The 18683-nt window shown below is 39.8% G+C and carries 11 protein-coding genes and 1 pseudogene; 11 read left to right on the top strand and 1 reads right to left on the bottom strand.

Going from position 1 to position 18683, the window contains the following annotated elements; translation table 11 throughout:
- Window positions 1-2 precede the first annotated feature (2 nt).
- From DSM107010_RS03040 to DSM107010_RS02990, 11 genes and pseudogenes are all read left to right on the top strand, one after another.
- On the top strand, window positions 3-1382 hold the full coding sequence (locus tag DSM107010_RS03040; RefSeq protein ID WP_106166034.1) for a tetratricopeptide repeat protein: 1380 nt from the start codon (window positions 3-5) through the stop codon (window positions 1380-1382).
- Window positions 1383-1443: 61 nt separating this feature from the next.
- Window positions 1444-1965: a hypothetical protein gene (locus DSM107010_RS03035; protein WP_106166035.1), complete on the top strand. Its 522-nt coding sequence runs from the start codon at window positions 1444-1446 to the stop codon at window positions 1963-1965.
- 53 nt (window positions 1966-2018) lie between these two features.
- Window positions 2019-5270, top strand: coding sequence for an ArnT family glycosyltransferase (locus DSM107010_RS03030; RefSeq protein ID WP_106166036.1), 3252 nt, complete (start codon window positions 2019-2021; stop codon window positions 5268-5270).
- Complete coding sequence (locus tag DSM107010_RS03025; RefSeq protein ID WP_106166037.1) at window positions 5270-6238, top strand: lysylphosphatidylglycerol synthase transmembrane domain-containing protein; 969 nt, start codon at window positions 5270-5272, stop codon at window positions 6236-6238. The genes DSM107010_RS03030 and DSM107010_RS03025 overlap by 1 nt, the downstream gene beginning before the upstream one ends.
- 1115 nt (window positions 6239-7353) lie before the next feature.
- A pseudogene (locus DSM107010_RS42815) lies at window positions 7354-7780 on the top strand (hypothetical protein); the annotation flags it as partial.
- A gap of 261 nt (window positions 7781-8041) precedes the next feature.
- Window positions 8042-8755, top strand: coding sequence for a glutathione S-transferase family protein (locus tag DSM107010_RS03015; RefSeq protein WP_106166040.1), 714 nt, complete (start codon window positions 8042-8044; stop codon window positions 8753-8755).
- 53 nt (window positions 8756-8808) lie between these two features.
- Entirely contained in the window at window positions 8809-9066 is a 258-nt protein-coding gene (locus DSM107010_RS03010; protein WP_106166041.1) for a two-partner secretion domain-containing protein, read from the top strand.
- Window positions 9067-9088: 22 nt separating this feature from the next.
- On the top strand, window positions 9089-10891 hold the full coding sequence (locus DSM107010_RS03005; RefSeq protein WP_127022318.1) for a GH3 auxin-responsive promoter family protein: 1803 nt from the start codon (window positions 9089-9091) through the stop codon (window positions 10889-10891).
- 27 nt (window positions 10892-10918) lie between these two features.
- Window positions 10919-13432, top strand: coding sequence for a two-partner secretion domain-containing protein (locus tag DSM107010_RS03000; protein WP_106171101.1), 2514 nt, complete (start codon window positions 10919-10921; stop codon window positions 13430-13432).
- A 71-nt stretch (window positions 13433-13503) separates the two neighbouring features.
- Entirely contained in the window at window positions 13504-15183 is a 1680-nt protein-coding gene (locus DSM107010_RS02995) for a ShlB/FhaC/HecB family hemolysin secretion/activation protein (RefSeq protein ID WP_199755372.1), read from the top strand.
- Window positions 15135-17696: a CHAT domain-containing protein gene (locus DSM107010_RS02990; protein WP_106165816.1), complete on the top strand. Its 2562-nt coding sequence runs from the start codon at window positions 15135-15137 to the stop codon at window positions 17694-17696. The genes DSM107010_RS02995 and DSM107010_RS02990 overlap by 49 nt, the downstream gene beginning before the upstream one ends.
- On the opposite strand, the gene DSM107010_RS02985 is transcribed toward DSM107010_RS02990, so the two are convergent.
- Window positions 17657-18664: a tetratricopeptide repeat protein gene (locus DSM107010_RS02985; protein WP_106165815.1), complete on the bottom strand. Its 1008-nt coding sequence runs from the start codon at window positions 18662-18664 to the stop codon at window positions 17657-17659. The genes DSM107010_RS02990 and DSM107010_RS02985 overlap by 40 nt on opposite strands.
- Window positions 18665-18683 lie beyond the last annotated feature (19 nt).

Here is an 18683-nt window from a genome sequence, read left to right as displayed (position 1 = left end):
TAATGTACAGGTTAATAAAAAGCTTAGATCGAGAAAGAATTGTTTCTCTAGTAGCAGTATCAGCGTTAGCTTTGGGAGCCTTTTGCCCTTGGTACTCTTTACCAGTAGAAGCTTTAAAAACATTTGAAATCAGACTCGTACTACCACAAATATGTAGAGGCTTAGTCTTAGTGTTAGCTTTAGTAGCTGCTGTGGCGCTCTCAAAGAGAACAGCCAGAGGCATCACTCGTTATCACCTTTCTGATACCCTTCTTCGCTTGTTGTTTTGGATTTGCCTGATAGCTGTCTTACTCTTTCCTTACGCGACTGTCACTTGGTCTCCAACCATTAACTATCTAGCTACTTCTTATTACAAACAATCCTCAAGGGTTACTAGGCATATAGAAAAAAATTTTTCTAACATTCAAGCTCAATGGAAGCAGAACATTTTACTCAGTCAGTCCGTCCCGATCTCATCAGTTGCCGATTTTTCAATAGGAGACGTTCGTTTTTTTCAAATGCCTTTTTGGGATCGATTTTTGACTAGGGGGTTGGGATATAGTAATAATTTTTTTGCTTTCATCAATCGTGGTTGGGGATTTACCATTAGCGGTCTTATCCTCTGCTTGTTAGCACTATATTTGAGATCGAGTAGCAAAAGTTTGAATATTTTGACTCAAGACTTGGGTAGCGTTCTCCCTTTGATAGGATTAGTATTCATGCTTTTAGTCATCTCTCTAGTCGCACCCAGTATTATTAGCTTTCAGCTCGATAGTCTATTTGCTAAAGGGGAATATACTAAAGTTTTAGCTACGAGCAAAACTTTAAGTTGGTGGTATCCGCCCTTAAGAGGTGATAGTCGATTTCTCAGCCGCATGGCGCGAACAGAACTTCATATTGCCGACTCAGAAACAGATGTCGCTTGTTTCGCTAGAGGATTAGAGCAGTATAGTTTAAGTAATTGGTTTGAAGCAGAAGATTATTTTCAGCGGTCTTTAAGCCTAGAACCAAAACTTTTCTTAGCTAGAGGATACTTAGCGACAACGTATATCAATCAAGGAACTGAGTATTTTAATGACAAAAAGTCAGAAGTAGCAGAAGATTACTTTGAGAAGGCATTACAAATCTTTCCATATCACGTCGAAGCGCTTTACAATTTATTACTAGCAAAAGTGGCTAACGGTAAATTTGAAGATTCAGTTTTAATAGCACAACAGTTAATAAATTCTCAAAGGTATTCTCAGCTTCCCAGCCTCGCTTTAATTGCTCAAGCATATTTGCACATGAGCTGGGCAAACTTTTGGAATGATGATGCAGTAGAAGCTTGGGATCTCTATCGTCGATCTATCGATCGCGAAATATGGAACGAACAAGATAGCAGTACAAGCGAAGCGGCAGAGTGAAAAAGAAAGCATGGAGTAAAGTTACGGCAGGCTCATAAACTAACAACTAGAATTAGTAACAATGGCTATACACATTTGTAGTACTAAAACAACTGCGAGAAAGCTAGCAAAGCTGTTTAAAACTAAATATTACAAACGAATAGTAATAGAAATAGAGTCAAACTGCGATAACATAGATTCTTTAATAAAGTTATTAAATAGTTTGCTTTTAGTAGAAAAGGTAGAAAAGGTAGATATAAAAACAGCTCAACAAATTAAACTCAGTCGAATAACTTTGTATCAAAATAAAATATTGTTTAGTTTGGACACGGATATTTTTGTAGATGCTTTTAAGTTATTTTTAATTAGTTTTAGGTTTATTTTATATATTTTTTTAAATACTTTAATAATCGGGATTATTATTGATGCGCTAATTTATATAATTTTTTACGTCAGTTTTTCTGCTTTTATTCAAACGCTGATAAGACTGCTAGTATATATTACTTCGGTTCTTTTTTTTGTAAGTTGTGTCGCATTTTTTAGCATTCTAATATTTTATTTAGTAGAAAAGATTTTATGGAAGTTTTCAAAGTTTTCTGATTAAGTATCTAACTACTTATAAGTAGCAAAAATTTACTATTTAAGTGGAAAAAATAGATGCTTGGTAAAAAGACTTTCTCAAATCAACTCTACTTTACTAAATTTATCTGTTGGCTTTCTTTATCGCTCGTCCTTATTTTAGGACTTTCGTTAGGAACGCTCGCTTTTGCTACATGGGATAAAATACCTTCACCTCTAGAGCGCGTCGATTGGTCTGCCGAGACGAGGTGGGTTGCCGCACCGCAACCGACATATAGATTCTATGCACGTCGCGATTTTTATCTTGCCGCTCCCGTACAAACGGCATGGCTGCGAGTGAGTGCTGACAACGATTTTATTCTCTACGTTAACGGACGGGCGATCGCCAAGGAAAAGGATATTTTGTACAATGCTTGGGGATTGAGCAGCCGACTGAGCGAGAAATTTCAGAGATTAGAGGGCATTTCTTACCGAACTTACGGCTACGATTGGCTTCACCTTGCCAATGCGAAAGACTGGAAAATCCCAACTTACATAGATCTCGCTCCTTACTTGAGATCGGGCAAAAACACGATTGCCGTGGAAATTCAAAAAGGTCGCCAAACTCCCCGCTTGGCGATCGAAGGGTACGTCTATTCCGTACCGAGCGTGCCAATAAATTTAACGACAGGAGCAGTCCCCTGGCAAATCTCGACTTTGTACGAAACTCATCAAGCCCTTTCTTGGTTCGATCCAAACTTTCCATCTCAGGGCTGGATTAATGCCGTAGCAGTCGGGTCGGTGCGCGAAAAGACTTACAGCAGGGTGTCGCCAAGGCTATTCGATCGCCTGTTGCAGGGAATGTGGGTTACTGGCGATGAAACTGCCAAAGGAGAAGTGTGGCTTCAGGGTGAGTGGGAGATCGGGCGCGATCGCGGACGTGCCTTCGTGCGATTTGCGGGGAATAGCGAGTATTCACTGTCGATCGATGGGCTACTCGTCAAGCGATTTGCAGATCGCCAGTTGCACATGTACGAAGTCACGAATTTCCTGCACCCCGGACGAAATATTGTCACCGTGCGTCTGGCTCGTCCCCTGACTCGATCGGATGATGGTAGTCCTTTAAGCTTTTTCTTAGATGGATGGATGGAGGCTAGAAGTAATGCAGTAGCATCATTTGCCACTAACGAGCGATGGTATACCTTAGATAGAGCTATGGCAGCGAATTTAGGACGGAAAGCAGCGATCGCCATCCGTCCTCCAGCCCCGTCTGAATTTCGTCGCAAGTTTGAAGGTAACGCTTATTGGTTGAACTACCCAGACTACCTTTGGCGTATAGGTCTATGGTGTGGCGGAGGCATCGGACTTGCACTGTTTGGTGTGTGGTTATTGGGTTCGTGTCAGCAGGGGTCTTATCGTAATTGGTGGGATAATTTGAGAGCAGGGACGGGATTGTTGCTACCAGGCATATTATATTTAATTGCAATTGGTTTGCTAAAGCATCGATTTGCCGAATCCGAGCGGGGGTTAGTATTCGTTCAATCTCAAAGCAATTCTCTTATCTGGCTGGGATTTATAGGGATCGTAACTTCAACGCTACTGTGGAGTCACAAAAAAAGTAGCGATCGCCGCCAAAACCTACTAATACGATTGCTAGTAGCGGGTTTCAGTGCGGTTAGCGTTACCGTACTAGTCCCGATTGCTTCATTTTGGTTGCCAGTTGCGGCTATAGGTTTCTCCATCTTATTTTTACTATTGCAAGCTCCACTTCCCAAACTAAATCATCAAAAAATAGTTGAAACAGTTTTTCAACATCAATGGTTGCTGTTAGCCGCGATTGTTTTAGTAGGATTCATTTTACGAATTTACAACCTCGGTTTTTGGGACTGTGAAGCTGACGAAAATACTTCTTTAGATGCAATTAGAGGTATTCTTCGTACAGGTGCGCCCCAAGCAACCTCCGGTATCTGGTATACGCGATCGCCTGCGTACCATTATGCAGTCGCTCTTTGGCTGTGGTTAGTAGGCGATTCAGTCGTCCACGCTCGCTTCTTTTCAGCTGTTTGGGGGACGGCAACTTTAGTATTAGTCTTTTATTTTACTCGTAAAGTTACTGGGAAAGCTTGGGTTGCTTTATTAGTAACAGCTATTTTAGCAATTGACCCTTTTGAGATCTATTTTTCTCGTTTTTTACGATTTTACCAAATGGTGCAGTTTACAAGTCTTTTGACTTTCTGGTTCTTTTTGAAAGGGTTTATCGACCGAGAGGGAAGGAGCTATCAGTACGGGTTTTTTATTGCTTTAACTCTCACCATACTAAGTCAAGAAGTTACTATAACTCTAATACCTTGTTTTTTAGTTGGATTTCTTTGCTTTTACCGCCCTTTTCGATGGTCTGACGACTGGCGAATTGTAATAAGCAGTCTCCTATGCTTGTGTATTATATCTTTCAATATTATCTTCTTTTCTATTAAGTGCTTGACTCCTGTAGTAGCGATTTCTAACAGTACAGACTCGTATTTAAGATTGCATTCGTTTAATATAACGGGGCTTACTAATAATTTTTTTATCAATAATAGTCGCTTGAATATAATTTATACTTTCTTCTTTTTCATAGGCTTTATATACTTTGCTAAACGACAAAATGAAAAACTTACCTTCTTGTTTAGCAGCGTTTTAATAAACTTAATAGTTTTAACGCTTCTCGTCTATCAAATTGCTACTCGATATGCCTATCAAGTATATCCGCTATTTATTATTTTATCTATTTACAGTGGCATAAGTATAGTAGAGCATCTAGGAAAGAATTACGAGAAAATTCTGAAAAGTTTGTTACCTCTAAGAAGTGTTGCGCTTGCTTGCATTATTTTACTTTTCGTCATTAGTATCGAACCAGAGAGAGTATTTGCTGCTTATCAAGATTCTATTACTAGACGCAACGATCGAATCTTTCAACATATTCGCGATCGCAGGCAACTAGGGGATGTCGTACTTTCTCCTTCTCCTCCTGGAGCGGCAATCTATTTAGGTGGATTGGACTACTTTTTACCAGGAACGGTTGCCTTTGACGTACCTTACGAGCATGAAGGGCGAGTTATCGATCGCTGGGCTGGTGGCGTAATGATAACTAATTTAGATCGATTAATCCAAGTTTTAGAAAAAGCTAACAGAGTGTGGATTCATATGGACGATCATGCGGAAAGAAAGTTCGATAGTGAGTTTTTACAGTATCTGCAAGTTTTAGGCAAGCCAGAAATCGAAACGTTTGGCGCTCGTTTGCGCTTGTGGCGAAAAGAAGATGGAGTTTTTCCTCGCGTTCCAAATAAAGGTAGAGACTTAGGGAGTTATTGATGAAACTTGACAGAATAACTTTTATCAAAGCGGCTATCAGTATTGGGTTAATAACTTTAGTAGCGACGCGGATCGATCTACATCAAATTCAATTAGAGATTCAGCATTTATCTATAGCTTTTATTATCTTTGCTCTAATTTACTATACGAGCTGTCAATGGTTGAGCTGCTGGCGCTGGCGAATTATTTTGCAGTCTAGCGGACACTCTATACCTACATGTAGCTTGCTTAGCAGTTATTTTGCTGGAATGTTTCTCAATATTTTTCTACCAGGTGCGCTAGGCGGAGATGTTTATCGAGTTTATCGAGTGGCAAAATTAACTCAAGATTCAGAGGTAGCACTAGTTTCTGTTTTTTTAGAAAGATTTACCGGACTAGCTGCGTTGTCCGCACTTGCTCTTATTGGCTTGCCCCCTGCTTTTAAGTCGATTGGGCAGTGGGATATTATTCTTTTACTAGCAACTTGTGCGGGTTCTTTAGTCGGAGCAGTTTTACTAATTACTAGCCCAAAACTATTAATGTGGTTTGAACCCTTGCTAGTTAAATTTAGGCTTGGTAAAATATTAGCTCGTTTTACTAAAATTCAACTTCTCCTACGTCAATTCTCTCAACACCGTCAAGCTTTAGTTATTTCAGTAGGTTTATCATTTCTCCTTCAAGTAGCTATAGTTTATTATCATTATCTTATTGCCTATCAATTGAGAATTTATATTTCTTATTTAGATTTATTGGTTTTCGTACCAATAGTTGCTGTAATAAGTTTGTTACCAATATCTTTAGGGGGAATTGGAGTAAAAGAAGGGTTATGGATATATCTTCTCAATCACATTGGGGTTTCAGTAGAGAAAGCTTTACTCCTATCGCTATCAACTACAGTACTAGGATGGCTGTTAAGCTCCTTTGGGGCTGTATTTTTATTTTTAGATTTTTATAGGTCGTCTACAGCTACAGCTAAACAACCTAATTAAAATATCGATATGAATCTAATGTATGCTACTAAAAATATTAAAGTACTGCTTGCCATAAGCTTTGCAATATTACTCTCATGTACGGCGATCGCCAGAACGATTACTCCTGGGACTACTGTAGAAGTAGAGCGTATTGCTAAAGATAAGAAAGCTCAGAAAACAGACTTAAATTACGAATCAACTCCTCTAATAGTCAATGTTCTATATCGTTATCCTTCTAGTTTATATAATCCAGTGTCTCCAGATGGTGCTAGTAACGCCAATATTAAATGGGAGCAATGTAAAGCCGATCGCTGGTTTATTGAAGAACAGCGATATGCTGAAGAAAGAATCATCGCCGGACTGCTCAAAAACGACTCCCAAGCCATACAGTCAGGTTTTAAAATGTTCGACTGGGGATTTGCTCGTCAGTCCTCAGATGGTAGTTTTAAAGGAACGGGCGACCCCTTTCACAGTACTTCTTTCTTCGTCCAAGCAGTTGCTCGCACCCTGTTAGTGCTTCAGCAATCTCCTCAAGCTAGCAAGTACGCCTACCGAATAGCGCGATATAAACCATTGGTGCGCCGCGCTGCTCGTTGGATGATTTTACCTTCAGTCTGGAAAAAAGGAATCGAGCGCAACGAGCCTTATGCCCATCGTCGCTATCTAGTTGCAGCAGCTTTGGGACTCACGGGCAAGCTTACGGGCGATCGCCAGCTAATCGATCGCGCTCGTCAGTCTATTAAGGACGGCTTATCGCTTCAAAGCCTCGATGGAGGCAATCCAGAAAAGGGAGGCTACGACACGAGTTACCAAATGGTGGGTGTAGTATATGCTCAGAGATGGGTGACTTACTTCCCAGACGATCTACTCACGCCAAAAGTCAAGGCGATGATAAATAAAGCTTTAGCCTGGGAGCAAGCAAGAATTTCAAACGCTGGGGAGATCAGCAGTCGAGGTAATACTCGCACTGGAGGAGAAGAAAAATCCCGCGCAGGTAGGACTAAAGATGTATCTTCAAGAATTGTGCTGCGTGGCTTTGCTTATTGGGGGGCGGTAACAGGTGATTCTAAGTGGAGTGCGATCGCCCGTAAGATTGCCAACTATTATCACAGTCCACACCCTCACAGCGATCGCACGAAATTACATTTCAACTCGTTGGTTTCAATAAGGATTTGCAACAAAAGGTATGTCAGGCAAGCTTACCGATCTAGAATTTAAGTTTTCGCTTCTTGTGACAGTTTATTCCCGTCTACCTCACTCCCAGTATCACTATCTTCCGCAATTTTTTGTCCGAGAAGCTGGATTATATTAAGCAAGCCGAGAAGCGTCAAGGAAATAAAGTTTCTTCTACTGTGGAAAGATGCACCATGCAGACCGTTTAGATTCAATCCAAAAGCCGAAGCAGACCAAGGACATCCAGCATTTGTCACGCTTAAAGCGAAATTCTTGCCCCAGCACAATGTTTTCGGTTTTGTGGAGCAGCTAGCTTTGCCACAGGAAACTGCCCCACGATTTCTTAAAGCATCAAAGCAAGATAAATCTTCATTGCGGCAACAATCATGATAAGCGTGAAGAGACTCGGAAGAGTGCAGTTAGCACGACTTAATAAATAATTATAAAGAATTGCCGTGAAATGTTTTACTGACGCTGGTGTTGCTATTTGTAGGCATTCATACTACCCTAAAAGGAGAAATGCAAGATATCTAAAGTGATGGAATTTGGAGCAACGCTACTCATAAAATAAGCATCCGCCAAGGTTAAGATTATTGGAGAGGCAATCGCGCTTTACAATAACCTTGAGAAGTTTTACATATTTTTGTAATGCCACAAACTTCAACTTTACATTTTTACTTCAATCGCAACTGTCCTTATGCTCAGCGAAGCTGGATGACATTGCTGGAGCTAGGAATTGATTTTGAGCCAGTTGAAATTGCATTGGGTAAGGACAATAAAACTGAGTGGTACTTATCAATAAATCCTAATGGTACAGTGCCGACTATCAAGCATGGAGAAACAATTGTCTACGAATCTTCAGTAGTCAACGAATACTTGTGTGAAGTATTTGATAGTCGTGAGGCTGCACTCATGCCAGATGAAAGTGCGGCGCGTGCTAGAATAAGAACTCTTATTCTTCGTTGCGATGCAAAGTTTGTTAAACTGGCATACAGCTATCTTTCTCATAAACGACAAGATGATCCGGCGAAAGACGACCAATTACAAATGCAGTTGATTGAAGAACTGAGCTTTTTGGATAAAACTATTAGTAAAGCTGGCGGAACATACTTTTTGGGAGAGAAAGTCTCTTTAGTAGACCTAACTTATCTTCCTTTTTTCGAGCGCCAAATAGTAGCATTGTCTGCCTGGAAAAACTTTGAGCTTAAAAATAGAAACTTGCCATATCTAGAAAAATGGATAGATTCTATGTTTGGCAGAAACAGCTTTATTAAAACTAAGTCTGAGCCGGAACAAATTAAAGAGTTGTATTCTTTGTTTTTAGGTAAAGATTACTTCAAGAAAGTTGGAATAGCGGAATAACAGCTCAAGTTCTTTCTGACGAGGCTTGAATCTTATACACACTCGTTTGACGAATGAATAAGCTTAAAATTTACCAATTATGCTTTGGAGCTAATGGCATTATTCTAAATGTGCTGTTTAGTTTACCAGCGCTAGCACAAATTGTCCCCGATGGCTTTTTAGATAATAATTCTGAAGTGAGCCGGCAAGATAGAATTAGCACGATTACTGGGGGAACGCAAGCAGGTACTAATCTATTTCATAGTTTTGAGCAGTTTTCTGTTCCCACTGGCGATACTGCTCGGTTCAATAACACTGCATTGATTTGCTAGTATAGTACTAAGGAAAAGCATAATGGAATTTATTCAAAAAAATATTTTAGAAACGATAATGGCTCTTGGAGATAATTCTATCTCATTCTGCTTTGAGGCTACTGGAGAGTTAGGAAAAAATTTAATTTTATTTTTGTTAAACAGCTTGGGTGAAAAGAATTTAGAAGATATCCGAAATGATACTTTAAAATGTAGTGAAGTACAACAAACACTTTTACAAAGTATTCTAGCTTCACAACAGTATACTGAATACGGAAAAAAATATCATTTCAAGAATATACAAACTATTGAAGAATTTCGTTCAAGGCATCCTATCACAACTTATAAAGATTATCAATTGCTTATAAATAATATCTACGAAACAGGTGACTACACTCAATTGTTAACAGAACCAATAACTTTATTCCAAGAAACTTCTGGAACTACTGGGGCAATAAAGTTAATTCCTAGAACTAGCTCTTTATCTCAAAGCTTTTTAAAGGTCTCTCAAGCATCAGAAAGTTTTGCAGATTTTTATTTTCTAAAACCAAATAGTATTTTTAAAAACTATCGTGGACTAGCATTAGTTAATACATTGCCAGTAAAAAAAAGTCCTACTGGCATACCACAAGGGACAGGAACAAGTGTAGGATTAAGACAATATTTAGAAAAATATCAATTAATTAAAAAGATTTTGAGTTTCAAGTTTAGTAGTCCTCCCTCTATATTTTTAATAGATGACTACGAAAGTGCGTACTATTGCCATTTATTATTTGGTTTGTTAGATAAAGACCTCACTTTTATTGCCGCAAATTTTGCAGCAAATGTATGGGAAGCCATACAAATATTAGAAAAAAAGTGGCAACAGTTAATTAAAGATGTTCAGCTAGGTTACATTTCTGAAGAACTTAAACTTGAGAAAAATATACGAAGTGAATTACAAAGCCTCCTAAAAGCCAATCCTAGCCGTGCAAAAGAACTACAAAATGAATTTGAACAAGGATTCAATAAAATTTTACCAAGAATATGGACTCGATTATCTTATATACAATGCATTACAACTGGTTCGATGAGTTTGTACAAAGAAAATTTAAGTTTTTATGCTGGTGAAATTCCTTTTTATTCTGGAACTTATGGTGCTTCAGAAGCTTGGATTGGAATTAATATTAACCCACAGAGAGAGCCTTGCGCTTATGTGATAACTCCACATTCCGCATTTTTTGAATTTATACCTGAAATAGAAATAGATGCAGAAACGCCTTCTACTGTTACTTTGGCAGAATTAATAATTGGTGAAAAATATGAAGTTGTAGTAACTACAGTAGCAGGGCTTTACAGGTATAGGTTAGGAGATGTTATTAAATGTGTTGATTATTACAATCAAAGTCCAGTTGTAGAATTTTTATATAGACGTAATTCTCTTCTCAATTTAGCTGGTGAAAAAGTATCTGAAAATGTTATTTGGATGGCGTTAAGTGAGGCAACTGAAAAAATTATGATTGGATGTAAAATCATTGATTATACTACTTGCGTGAAAATTGATTTTACTTCGAGAAGGTACGTTGTATATATCGAATTAACAAATTCAATGGAGGTTTTAAGTGAATTAGATTCATATAGTGATAGGGTAGAAGAAAATCTTACTAAGTTTAACGATTTATATAAGACTTTAAGGGAGGCAAATTTAATTGAAAAAATCAAAATTAATATAGTAGACGATTCAGGTTTTAAGAAGTTAAAAGATAGAATAATATGTCAAAATGGTTCTGATTCACAGTTTAAAATGCCACGTCTATTAACAAGCTTAGAATTAATTAATTTTCTGAATGAGATCACAATAAATTAGCAAACTTTTACAAAATGATTGCCAAAAATGAGTGCCAAAAAAATTACAAGACCTAAACTTTTTAGAAAGTTATATTGGTTAACGTCTTTCTTATTTCTTACAAGTAATTCAGTCGTAGCACAAGTAATACCAGATGTTACTCTACCTAACAACTCTAGCACTACAACTGATGGAAATACTAGTACTATTACTGGTGGAACACAAGCAGGAGGTAATCTGTTCCACAGTTTTGAACAGTTTTCTGTTCCAACTGGAAATACAGCCTACTTCAACAACGCCCTAGACATTCACAATATATTTAGTCGAGTCACGGGTAGTTCTATTTCCAATATAGATGGTTTAATTCGTGCTAACGGCACTGCCAACTTATTTTTTATTAATCCGAATGGAATAGTTTTTGGTTCCAGCGCTCGTTTGGATATCGGTGGTTCTTTTGTTGGCAGCACTGCTAATTTTATCCATTTTACAGACGGGTTTGAGTTTAACGCTTTAAATCCTCAACCTACACCTTTGCTGACAGTAAGTGTACCTATCGGATTGGGTTTTGGAAGTAAGCCTAGTTCAATCGAATTGCAAGGAACAGGACACAGCGTAGTAGATTCACCTTTTTCCTTCTTCAGAGGACGCGATCCCTCAAATAGTTTCCGAGTTCAGCCTGGTCGAACACTTGCTTTGATTGGAGGAGATTTAATTCTATCAGGTGGAATTTTGACAGCAGAAGGGGGACAAATTGAATTATTCAGTATCGATCGAGGTTTAGTTAATTTTACCCCCAGCTTATCTGGGTGGAATTTCAGTTATCAAGAAGTTTCCAGTTTTAGAAATATTGATTTAAATTCTAAAGCTTTGGTTGATGCTAGCGGCTTTGATGACGGTTCTATTCAAATTCAAGGCGCTAATGTAAGTTTAGCTGATGGTTCATTACTCTTGATTCAAAATCAAGGTTCTCAATCAAGTGGGAGCTTAAAAGTTAAGGCTGCTGAATCTTTAGAAATCAAAGGAGTTGCTGCTGATCTTTTAACACGCAGCGGTATATATAGCGAAACAATTGGAAATGGGCGAGGAGCCGATATAATTGTATCTACACCTAAGTTAATAATTAAAGATGCATCTATAAGTACAAGTAATTATAGCTCTGCTTCTGGAGGAGATATCAATCTAGCAGCTCAAAAAATAACAATAACTGATGGAGGATTGATAGGAAGTTCTACATCTGTTACAGGTAAAGGAGGAAATATAGATGTTAATGCTTCTGAAACTATTCAAGTAAGAAAAACTTCCCCAATTTCCCCAGATGCCTTTAGCGCTATTGTTAGTAACGTTAGGGGAAGTGGTAATGGAGGAGATGTTTACTTATCAACTCCCCAGCTAGTTGTTGAGGACAGAGGATTAATTGGTACAAATGTTCTTAAAGGTACAGGCAAGGGAGGTAATGTAACATTTAATATCTCTGATTCCATCAGGATTGTTGGAGGCGAAGGTTTTCCCACAACTAGTACTTTAGCTTCTACTACCCTTGGTCGCGGTGCTGCTGGAAATTTAATTCTTAATACATCCAAGCTATTGATTCAAGATGGGGGAGCTGTTACAGCTTCTACCTTTGGTTCGGGAAATGCTGGCTCCTTGCAGATTAATGCCTCCGATTTTGTAGAGCTTAGAGAAGGAAATATAAGTTCTTCTGCTGTGTTACCTGCCCCTCAAATACAGCAATTTTTAGAGCTACCTGTAGAACTTAGCGGAATTTCAGGGTCGCTAACTATAAATACTCCTACACTAAAAATTCAAGACGGAGCGCAAGTCAACGTTAGTAATGATGGGTCAGGTAACAGTGGAATACTTAATATTGATGCTGATTTTATCGCTCTAAGCAACGGCGGTAGCATTACAGCAACTACAGCATCAGGAGAAGGTGGTAACATTTTCTTGAATTCGCAAAACCTCCAACTCCGAAACGGCAGCAGTATCTCTGCTACTGCTGGATTAGCAGGCGGGGGAGGCAACGGCGGTAACATCACCATCGACACCGATACTCTAGCTGTCTTAAATGGCAGCATCACTGCCAACGCCTTTACAGGTCGCGGTGGCAATATTGAGATCACTGCTCAAGGACTATTCACCACGCCTGATAGTCAAATCTCCGCTAGCTCTGTGTTAGGAGTCGATGGCTTGGTGCGAATCAATATTCCCGAACTCGATTTTACAAAAGTATCACAGCCAGAACAACGACCGCAAAATCCACAAGTAGCGGTTGTTTGTCAGGGACAAGCAGGTGTAGCATCTGGCGAACTAATAGATACAGGGACTGGTGGTACGCCAGCTAGTCCGAGCAATCCTTTAGATAGCAGTTCGGGCTGGCACGATCTCAATTCATATTCCCAAGAAGTAGAACAATTAGCCAGCTCTAAACCTACTTCTATAGTAGAAGCTCAAGGATGGAAACATAATGACAACGGAACGGTAAGCTTTACTACTGAAACAGATGATATAGTACCCTATGGCTCTTTATCTTCTCCTGCTTGCATTCGTACTCAAAGTCGTTGAATCAAAGCTTTATTTCAGTGAGATATCCTTTCGACTTAAAAATAATAGTTCTTTCTCTAACACTTTTGTGCTTGTCCAATCAGTCGCTTCGAGCGCAAACTAAAATCCCAAACCGCAATATTCCCACTGCACCTTCTACTCCTTTTCCTCAAGACCTACCAAAACCTCCAAGCAACGAACCACCTGTTGACGTTTCTCCTTTTTTCCAATCTCCAGAAACAGATAGTACTAGTACTGGTACAATTAGAGTAGAGAAATTTATTTTCAAGGGAAATACAGTTTTTAGTTCTCGACAGTTGGAAGCTAAGCTCTCTAGCTACTTGGGGCGCAAACTTGCTTTCTCCGAGCTACTACAAGCCCGTTCTGCAATCACCGAACTGTATACTCGATCTGGATATATAAACTCTGGAGCATTCATTCCAGTATCAGACAATCAAGCAGTCCAAACTAATCGAGGAATAGTCACTATTCAGGTTATCGAAGGAAAAATGGAGGCGATCAACGTTCGGGGTAGCAATCGCCTGCGAAAGTACGTACTTTCGCGCCTGAAACGTGCAACTTCTCCCGTTCTCAACGTCAATCGATTGGTCGAAGCTTTGAGGCTCTTACAAGCAGATCCGCTCTTAGATGGGATTTCAGCTCAGCTAAATGCGGGATCGCAGATCGATTTGGCAACTTTAGACGTAACAGTTAAAGAAAATCAGCCATTTCAGATAGAAACCATCCTTAACAACGAGCGATCTCCAGCCGTTGGTAGCTTTCAGCGCCAAATCCGGCTCGGACACGCTAATTTGCTAGGCTTGGGCGACGAGTTGAGTGTAAATTACAGAAACACTGATGGCAGCAACGCGATTGAAACTAGCTACGCTCTACCGCTAAATTCGCAAAATGGAACTCTACAGTTTTCCTACACGGACGTTTCCAGCAAGATTATCGAGCGCCCTTTTACCGAGCTAGACATTATTTCTGACGCACAATCTTACGAAATGTCTTTTCGCCAACCATTGCTGCGCCAAGCTACTGCTGAAGCGACGAGAGAATTAGCTTTAGGTATTGCAGTCTCGCAACAAGAAGCTCAAACCTCACTGCTAGATACTCCGTTTCCGATTTCCAGCGGGGCGGACGAACGAGGACGGACGCGCATATCGGCTATCAGGCTGTTTCAAGAGTGGTCGAGTCGTAGCAACAGAAACGTTTTCCTTGCCAGATCGCAGTTTAGTTTAGGTATCGACGCTCTCAACGCCACTATCAATGGCTCTCCGCCAGACGGTCGCTTCTTTGCTTGGCGAGGACAAGCCTTGTGGTTGCGAAAGCTTACTGAAGATTTAACTTTAGTATTAAAAGGGGACTTACAGCTGGCAGATCGACCTTTAGTTTCATTAGAGCAATTTGGTTTGGGGGGAGCTACGACCGTGCGAGGCTATAGGCAGGATACATTAATTAGCGATAACGGAGTGCTGCTCTCAGTTGAATTGCGTTGGGCAATATGGCAAAACGAAACCAATCAATTACAAATCGTTCCTTTTTTTGACATTGGTTCGGCTTGGAACCGCGATCGGAGGGATAATCTAGTAAATCCAGATCTAGGAACCTTGGCTTCTGTAGGGCTGGGTTTGCAATATCAAGTAGGCGATCGCTTAGACTTTCGACTCGACTGGGGCATACCTCTTGTTGGCATAGAAATAGGATCGGAATCGAATTCATGGCAAGACAATGGCTTGTACTTCTCCGTGCGCTACCGTCCTTTCTAAAATATGTTATTCTCGGCATTGGCATAACAATTGTAGTTTATTTATCTGGCGAGCGCGTTGCTAGTGAAACTAACGCAAATGCTCAAGCTCAAGCTCTCACCCAAGCAGGACACGTTCAACTAGGGCGCGGGGAAGCTACCGCCGCGCTTCAATCTTGGCAAGCTGCTCGCAAGCTATACATACAAGCGAAAAACGAAGAAGGTGTATTCGGCAGCTCTATCAATCAAATCCTAGCTCTTCAGGCATTGGGGCTTTATCCTCGCGCTTGCAATATTCTCGTGGAAACTTTGAACTTGGAAACTTGGGTATGTCAAAGTAGCGTGTCTTTAGATCGGCAGCAGGAAGAAAGACTGATCCAACTCGTACAAAAACAGCCCTCATCCCCTTTAAATAATATTGGCTTATGCAGCATAGGCAACGTTCTTAGAAGTATGGGCAAACTACGCGAATCGGAGATTGTTTTGCACCAAGCGCATAAGAATTCTTCTACCCGCCAAAAAGAGAACGGTGATGTATTGTTAAGCCTAGCAAATACAGAACGCGCCCTTTACGTACAAGCGCTCAACAAATACCAGCTTGTAGAAGAACCTGTAGCTAAAGGACTAGCTTTACAAACAGCAGATTTAAAGCTCAGGCAAGCATTAGCAAACTATCAAAAAATAGCTCACGAGTCCGCCACTGTAAATCTCGTTTTACAAGCTAGGTTAAACTACTTGAGTTTACTGCTCGACATCAATCGATACTATGCTCTAAATACGCCAAATATAAATGCTTCAACCTTGCAAAAGCTACAGCAGGAAACTCAGCCGTTCATCCTCCCATCAATCGGACAACTATTAGCAACTTCATTTGATTATCTGCCAGTTATTGATTCAGTTTATGCAAGATTAAATCTTGTTAACAGCCTGATTGAGGCTTATCAAATAGCAAATTTAAATAAAGCAGCCTTAAAAGAAAAAATAGACTTGCGACTTCAAGCCGAGACACTCGCCAAAATCGCATTGCAAATAGCGAAAAATATTAATAACATTAGAGCTAAATCTTATGCTTTAAAAGCATTAGGAGAAATAACAGAAATTTTAGATAAACCAGGGAGATCGAGAACCCATTTAGTAGCGGCTCTGCGCTCGGCTCAGTCTGTACAAGCGTGGGATATTGCTTACCAAATCCAACAACAGTTAGGGATGTTTTACAATCGTGTAGGAGATTTACCCAATGCTATAAAATACTACAAAGCCGCAATCGCTAGTTTAGATCGATTGAGAAGCAATTCAACTTTAAATAGCTTAGATAATCAATTTTTATTTAGAGAAAAAATTGAACCCATTTATAAAACTTATATTAAGCTATTACTATCTTCTCCAAGTCCAGATTTTCAAGAAATAATTCAGATTAATAGTAAAAAACAAACAGTAGAGATAGAAAATTTTCTGCAATGTGCAAAAATAGAGCGCGGTGCAGTTGACGAAAATTCTACTCGCTCCTCAACAGCATATATTTATATTATCGATTTAGACGAACGAGTGGAAGCGATCGTCAATACCCCAGAGCGAACTTTTCACGCTTATACTATCGATCCAAAGTCTGTGAAGGCTAACGTAGATAATTTAATATTAAATCTTCAACGAAATAAAACACCCTATACAAAACCTTATATAAATGAAAAGAGCGTCACTCTCTATTCTCAAGAGCTATATCAATTATTAATATCCCCTATTGAGAAATATTTGTCTCAAGCCAAAACTCTAGTATTTGCTTTGGATAGTCCTTTCCAAAACGTACCAATGGCGCTACTTTACGATGGGAAAAAATATTTAATTGAGAAGTACAGTATATCAAATACGTTGGGATTGCAGTTGCAAAAACCGCAAATGATAGCTACAAATAACTTGAAAGCAATCGTAGCAGGTGTCTCGGAAAAGAGTCCGAGTTATCGAGAGTTAGATACTATAGAAAATTTGTCTTCGTTACCAGAAGTAATTAGTGAAATCAATAAGATAAAAGCAAGCGTACAAGTAGTAGAGCTACTCAATCAACAGTTTACTACCGAGCGGTTGCAACAAAAAGTCGGTACTTCAAATTTTCCTATCGTCCACTTAACTACTCACGGGCAGTTCAGCTCAGATCCGGATCGAACGCTATTATTGGCTTGGGATCGAGCGATCGATCTCCAGGAAGTAGGCAAAATAGTACAAAGCCGCTTGCAAAATCAGTTGGACGCTCTAGAATTGCTAGTCCTTAGTGCTTGCCAAACAGCAAAGGGCGATCGGCGCTCTGTATTAGGTCTAGCTGGAGTATCAGTTCAATCGGGAGCGCGTAGCACTCTAGCTACTTTATGGTTTGTAGATGCAAAATCTACCGCTCGACTGATGGGAGAGTTTTATAGAAATTTAAAACTGGGAAAGCCAAAAGCCGAAGCTCTACAACAAGCACAACTGAGTTTAATGCAAGATCCTAACTATCGTCATCCTTTTTATTGGTCGGGATTCCTACTTTTAGGAAGTTGGCTGTAAAAAATAGCTGTTTCAATTCCTTTTTTAGCTTTAGATAATTCCTCTCGATCCTTTTTTTTATTAGCTAGTTTGAGAGTAGCTTCATAGCTATAAATTGCTTCTCGTATTAAACCTGCCTCTAAGTAGCGATCGCCCAACATACGTTTTACTGAAGGATTAGAAGTCGTCTTGCTTACCTTCTCTAATGCTTTAATACTCTCGTCGAGTAGGTTTTCCGACATATAAATTGCGTCTAAGTCCAACAGTGCGGCTTCGTCTGAAGGTAAGTTTAAACTTTCAATTTTTCTAACTACATCAAACACCCGTTTAATCGTGTTTTCAGGCAGAACATTCACAACTGAAGAATCAGCTTTGAAGGGAGCTTTACCTTTGTTGGCGATCGCGGTAATCTTATAGGCATTACCAAATATAAGTTGTGGTTTATCCGTAGGATAAGTCAGTCTCAGGGTAGCTGCATCGATGCTCTTTTCCCAAGCTACGCCCCTACCTTCTACTCTCACTGTATAACTAGTTGCTCCAGCAACAGAATGCCAAGCTAATAGGGGACGAACAGTGGCGATCTCGCTTCCATAAGGGCTAATTACGCTAGGAACTCCACTAGCGGCTATCGGACCTTTGGGTTGCAGGCAGTTGCTATGGTTTTCAATAGAACAAGGCATAGGTGTTGTGGCTGGTAACGCGCATTTCTGCTCCAACTCCGAAGCCACACCTACTTTTAAGTACAAAACTTGCCTAGTAAGATAGCACAGTACTTGCACGGATTTCCCTTTGACTGGTTCGAGCCGATCTCCTTTGCAGAGCAAGCTGCCAGTTTTCCAGTAGCGATCGCCATCGTTCATGATTCTACCAATCGGGTTACACTTCGCTTGAGCGAGACTGTTCCTCGCTGGTACTGAAGGGGAAGTAGCCCAAGCTACTCCGTCCGTAAAAGCGAATAGCAAAGCTATTTCAACAAGTTTGGTTTTCACTTATGTATATACTGCAATT

The sequence above is a fragment of the Chroococcidiopsis cubana SAG 39.79 genome, from assembly GCF_003991895.1.
Lineage (GTDB): Bacteria > Cyanobacteriota > Cyanobacteriia > Cyanobacteriales > Chroococcidiopsidaceae > Chroococcidiopsis > Chroococcidiopsis thermalis.
The sequence above is the reverse complement of the archived record's forward strand: the minus strand, read 5'-3'. Positions and strand labels throughout refer to the sequence as shown.

Bases quoted from the DNA above. Each gene is read 5' to 3' on its own strand.
- DSM107010_RS02990 (WP_106165816.1), top strand. From the start codon at position 15,135: ATGGCAAGACAATGGCTTGTACTTCTCCGTGCGCTACCGTCCTTTCTA.
- DSM107010_RS03010 (WP_106166041.1), top strand. From the start codon at position 8,809: ATGAATAAGCTTAAAATTTACCAATTATGCTTTGGAGCTAATGGCATT.
- DSM107010_RS03025 (WP_106166037.1), top strand. From the start codon at position 5,270: ATGAAACTTGACAGAATAACTTTTATCAAAGCGGCTATCAGTATTGGG.
- DSM107010_RS03030 (WP_106166036.1), top strand. From the start codon at position 2,019: ATGCTTGGTAAAAAGACTTTCTCAAATCAACTCTACTTTACTAAATTT.
- DSM107010_RS03000 (WP_106171101.1), top strand. From the start codon at position 10,919: ATGAGTGCCAAAAAAATTACAAGACCTAAACTTTTTAGAAAGTTATAT.
- DSM107010_RS03005 (WP_127022318.1), top strand. From the start codon at position 9,089: ATGGAATTTATTCAAAAAAATATTTTAGAAACGATAATGGCTCTTGGA.
- DSM107010_RS03015 (WP_106166040.1), top strand. From the start codon at position 8,042: ATGCCACAAACTTCAACTTTACATTTTTACTTCAATCGCAACTGTCCT.
- DSM107010_RS03035 (WP_106166035.1), top strand. From the start codon at position 1,444: ATGGCTATACACATTTGTAGTACTAAAACAACTGCGAGAAAGCTAGCA.
- DSM107010_RS03040 (WP_106166034.1), top strand. From the start codon at position 3: ATGTACAGGTTAATAAAAAGCTTAGATCGAGAAAGAATTGTTTCTCTA.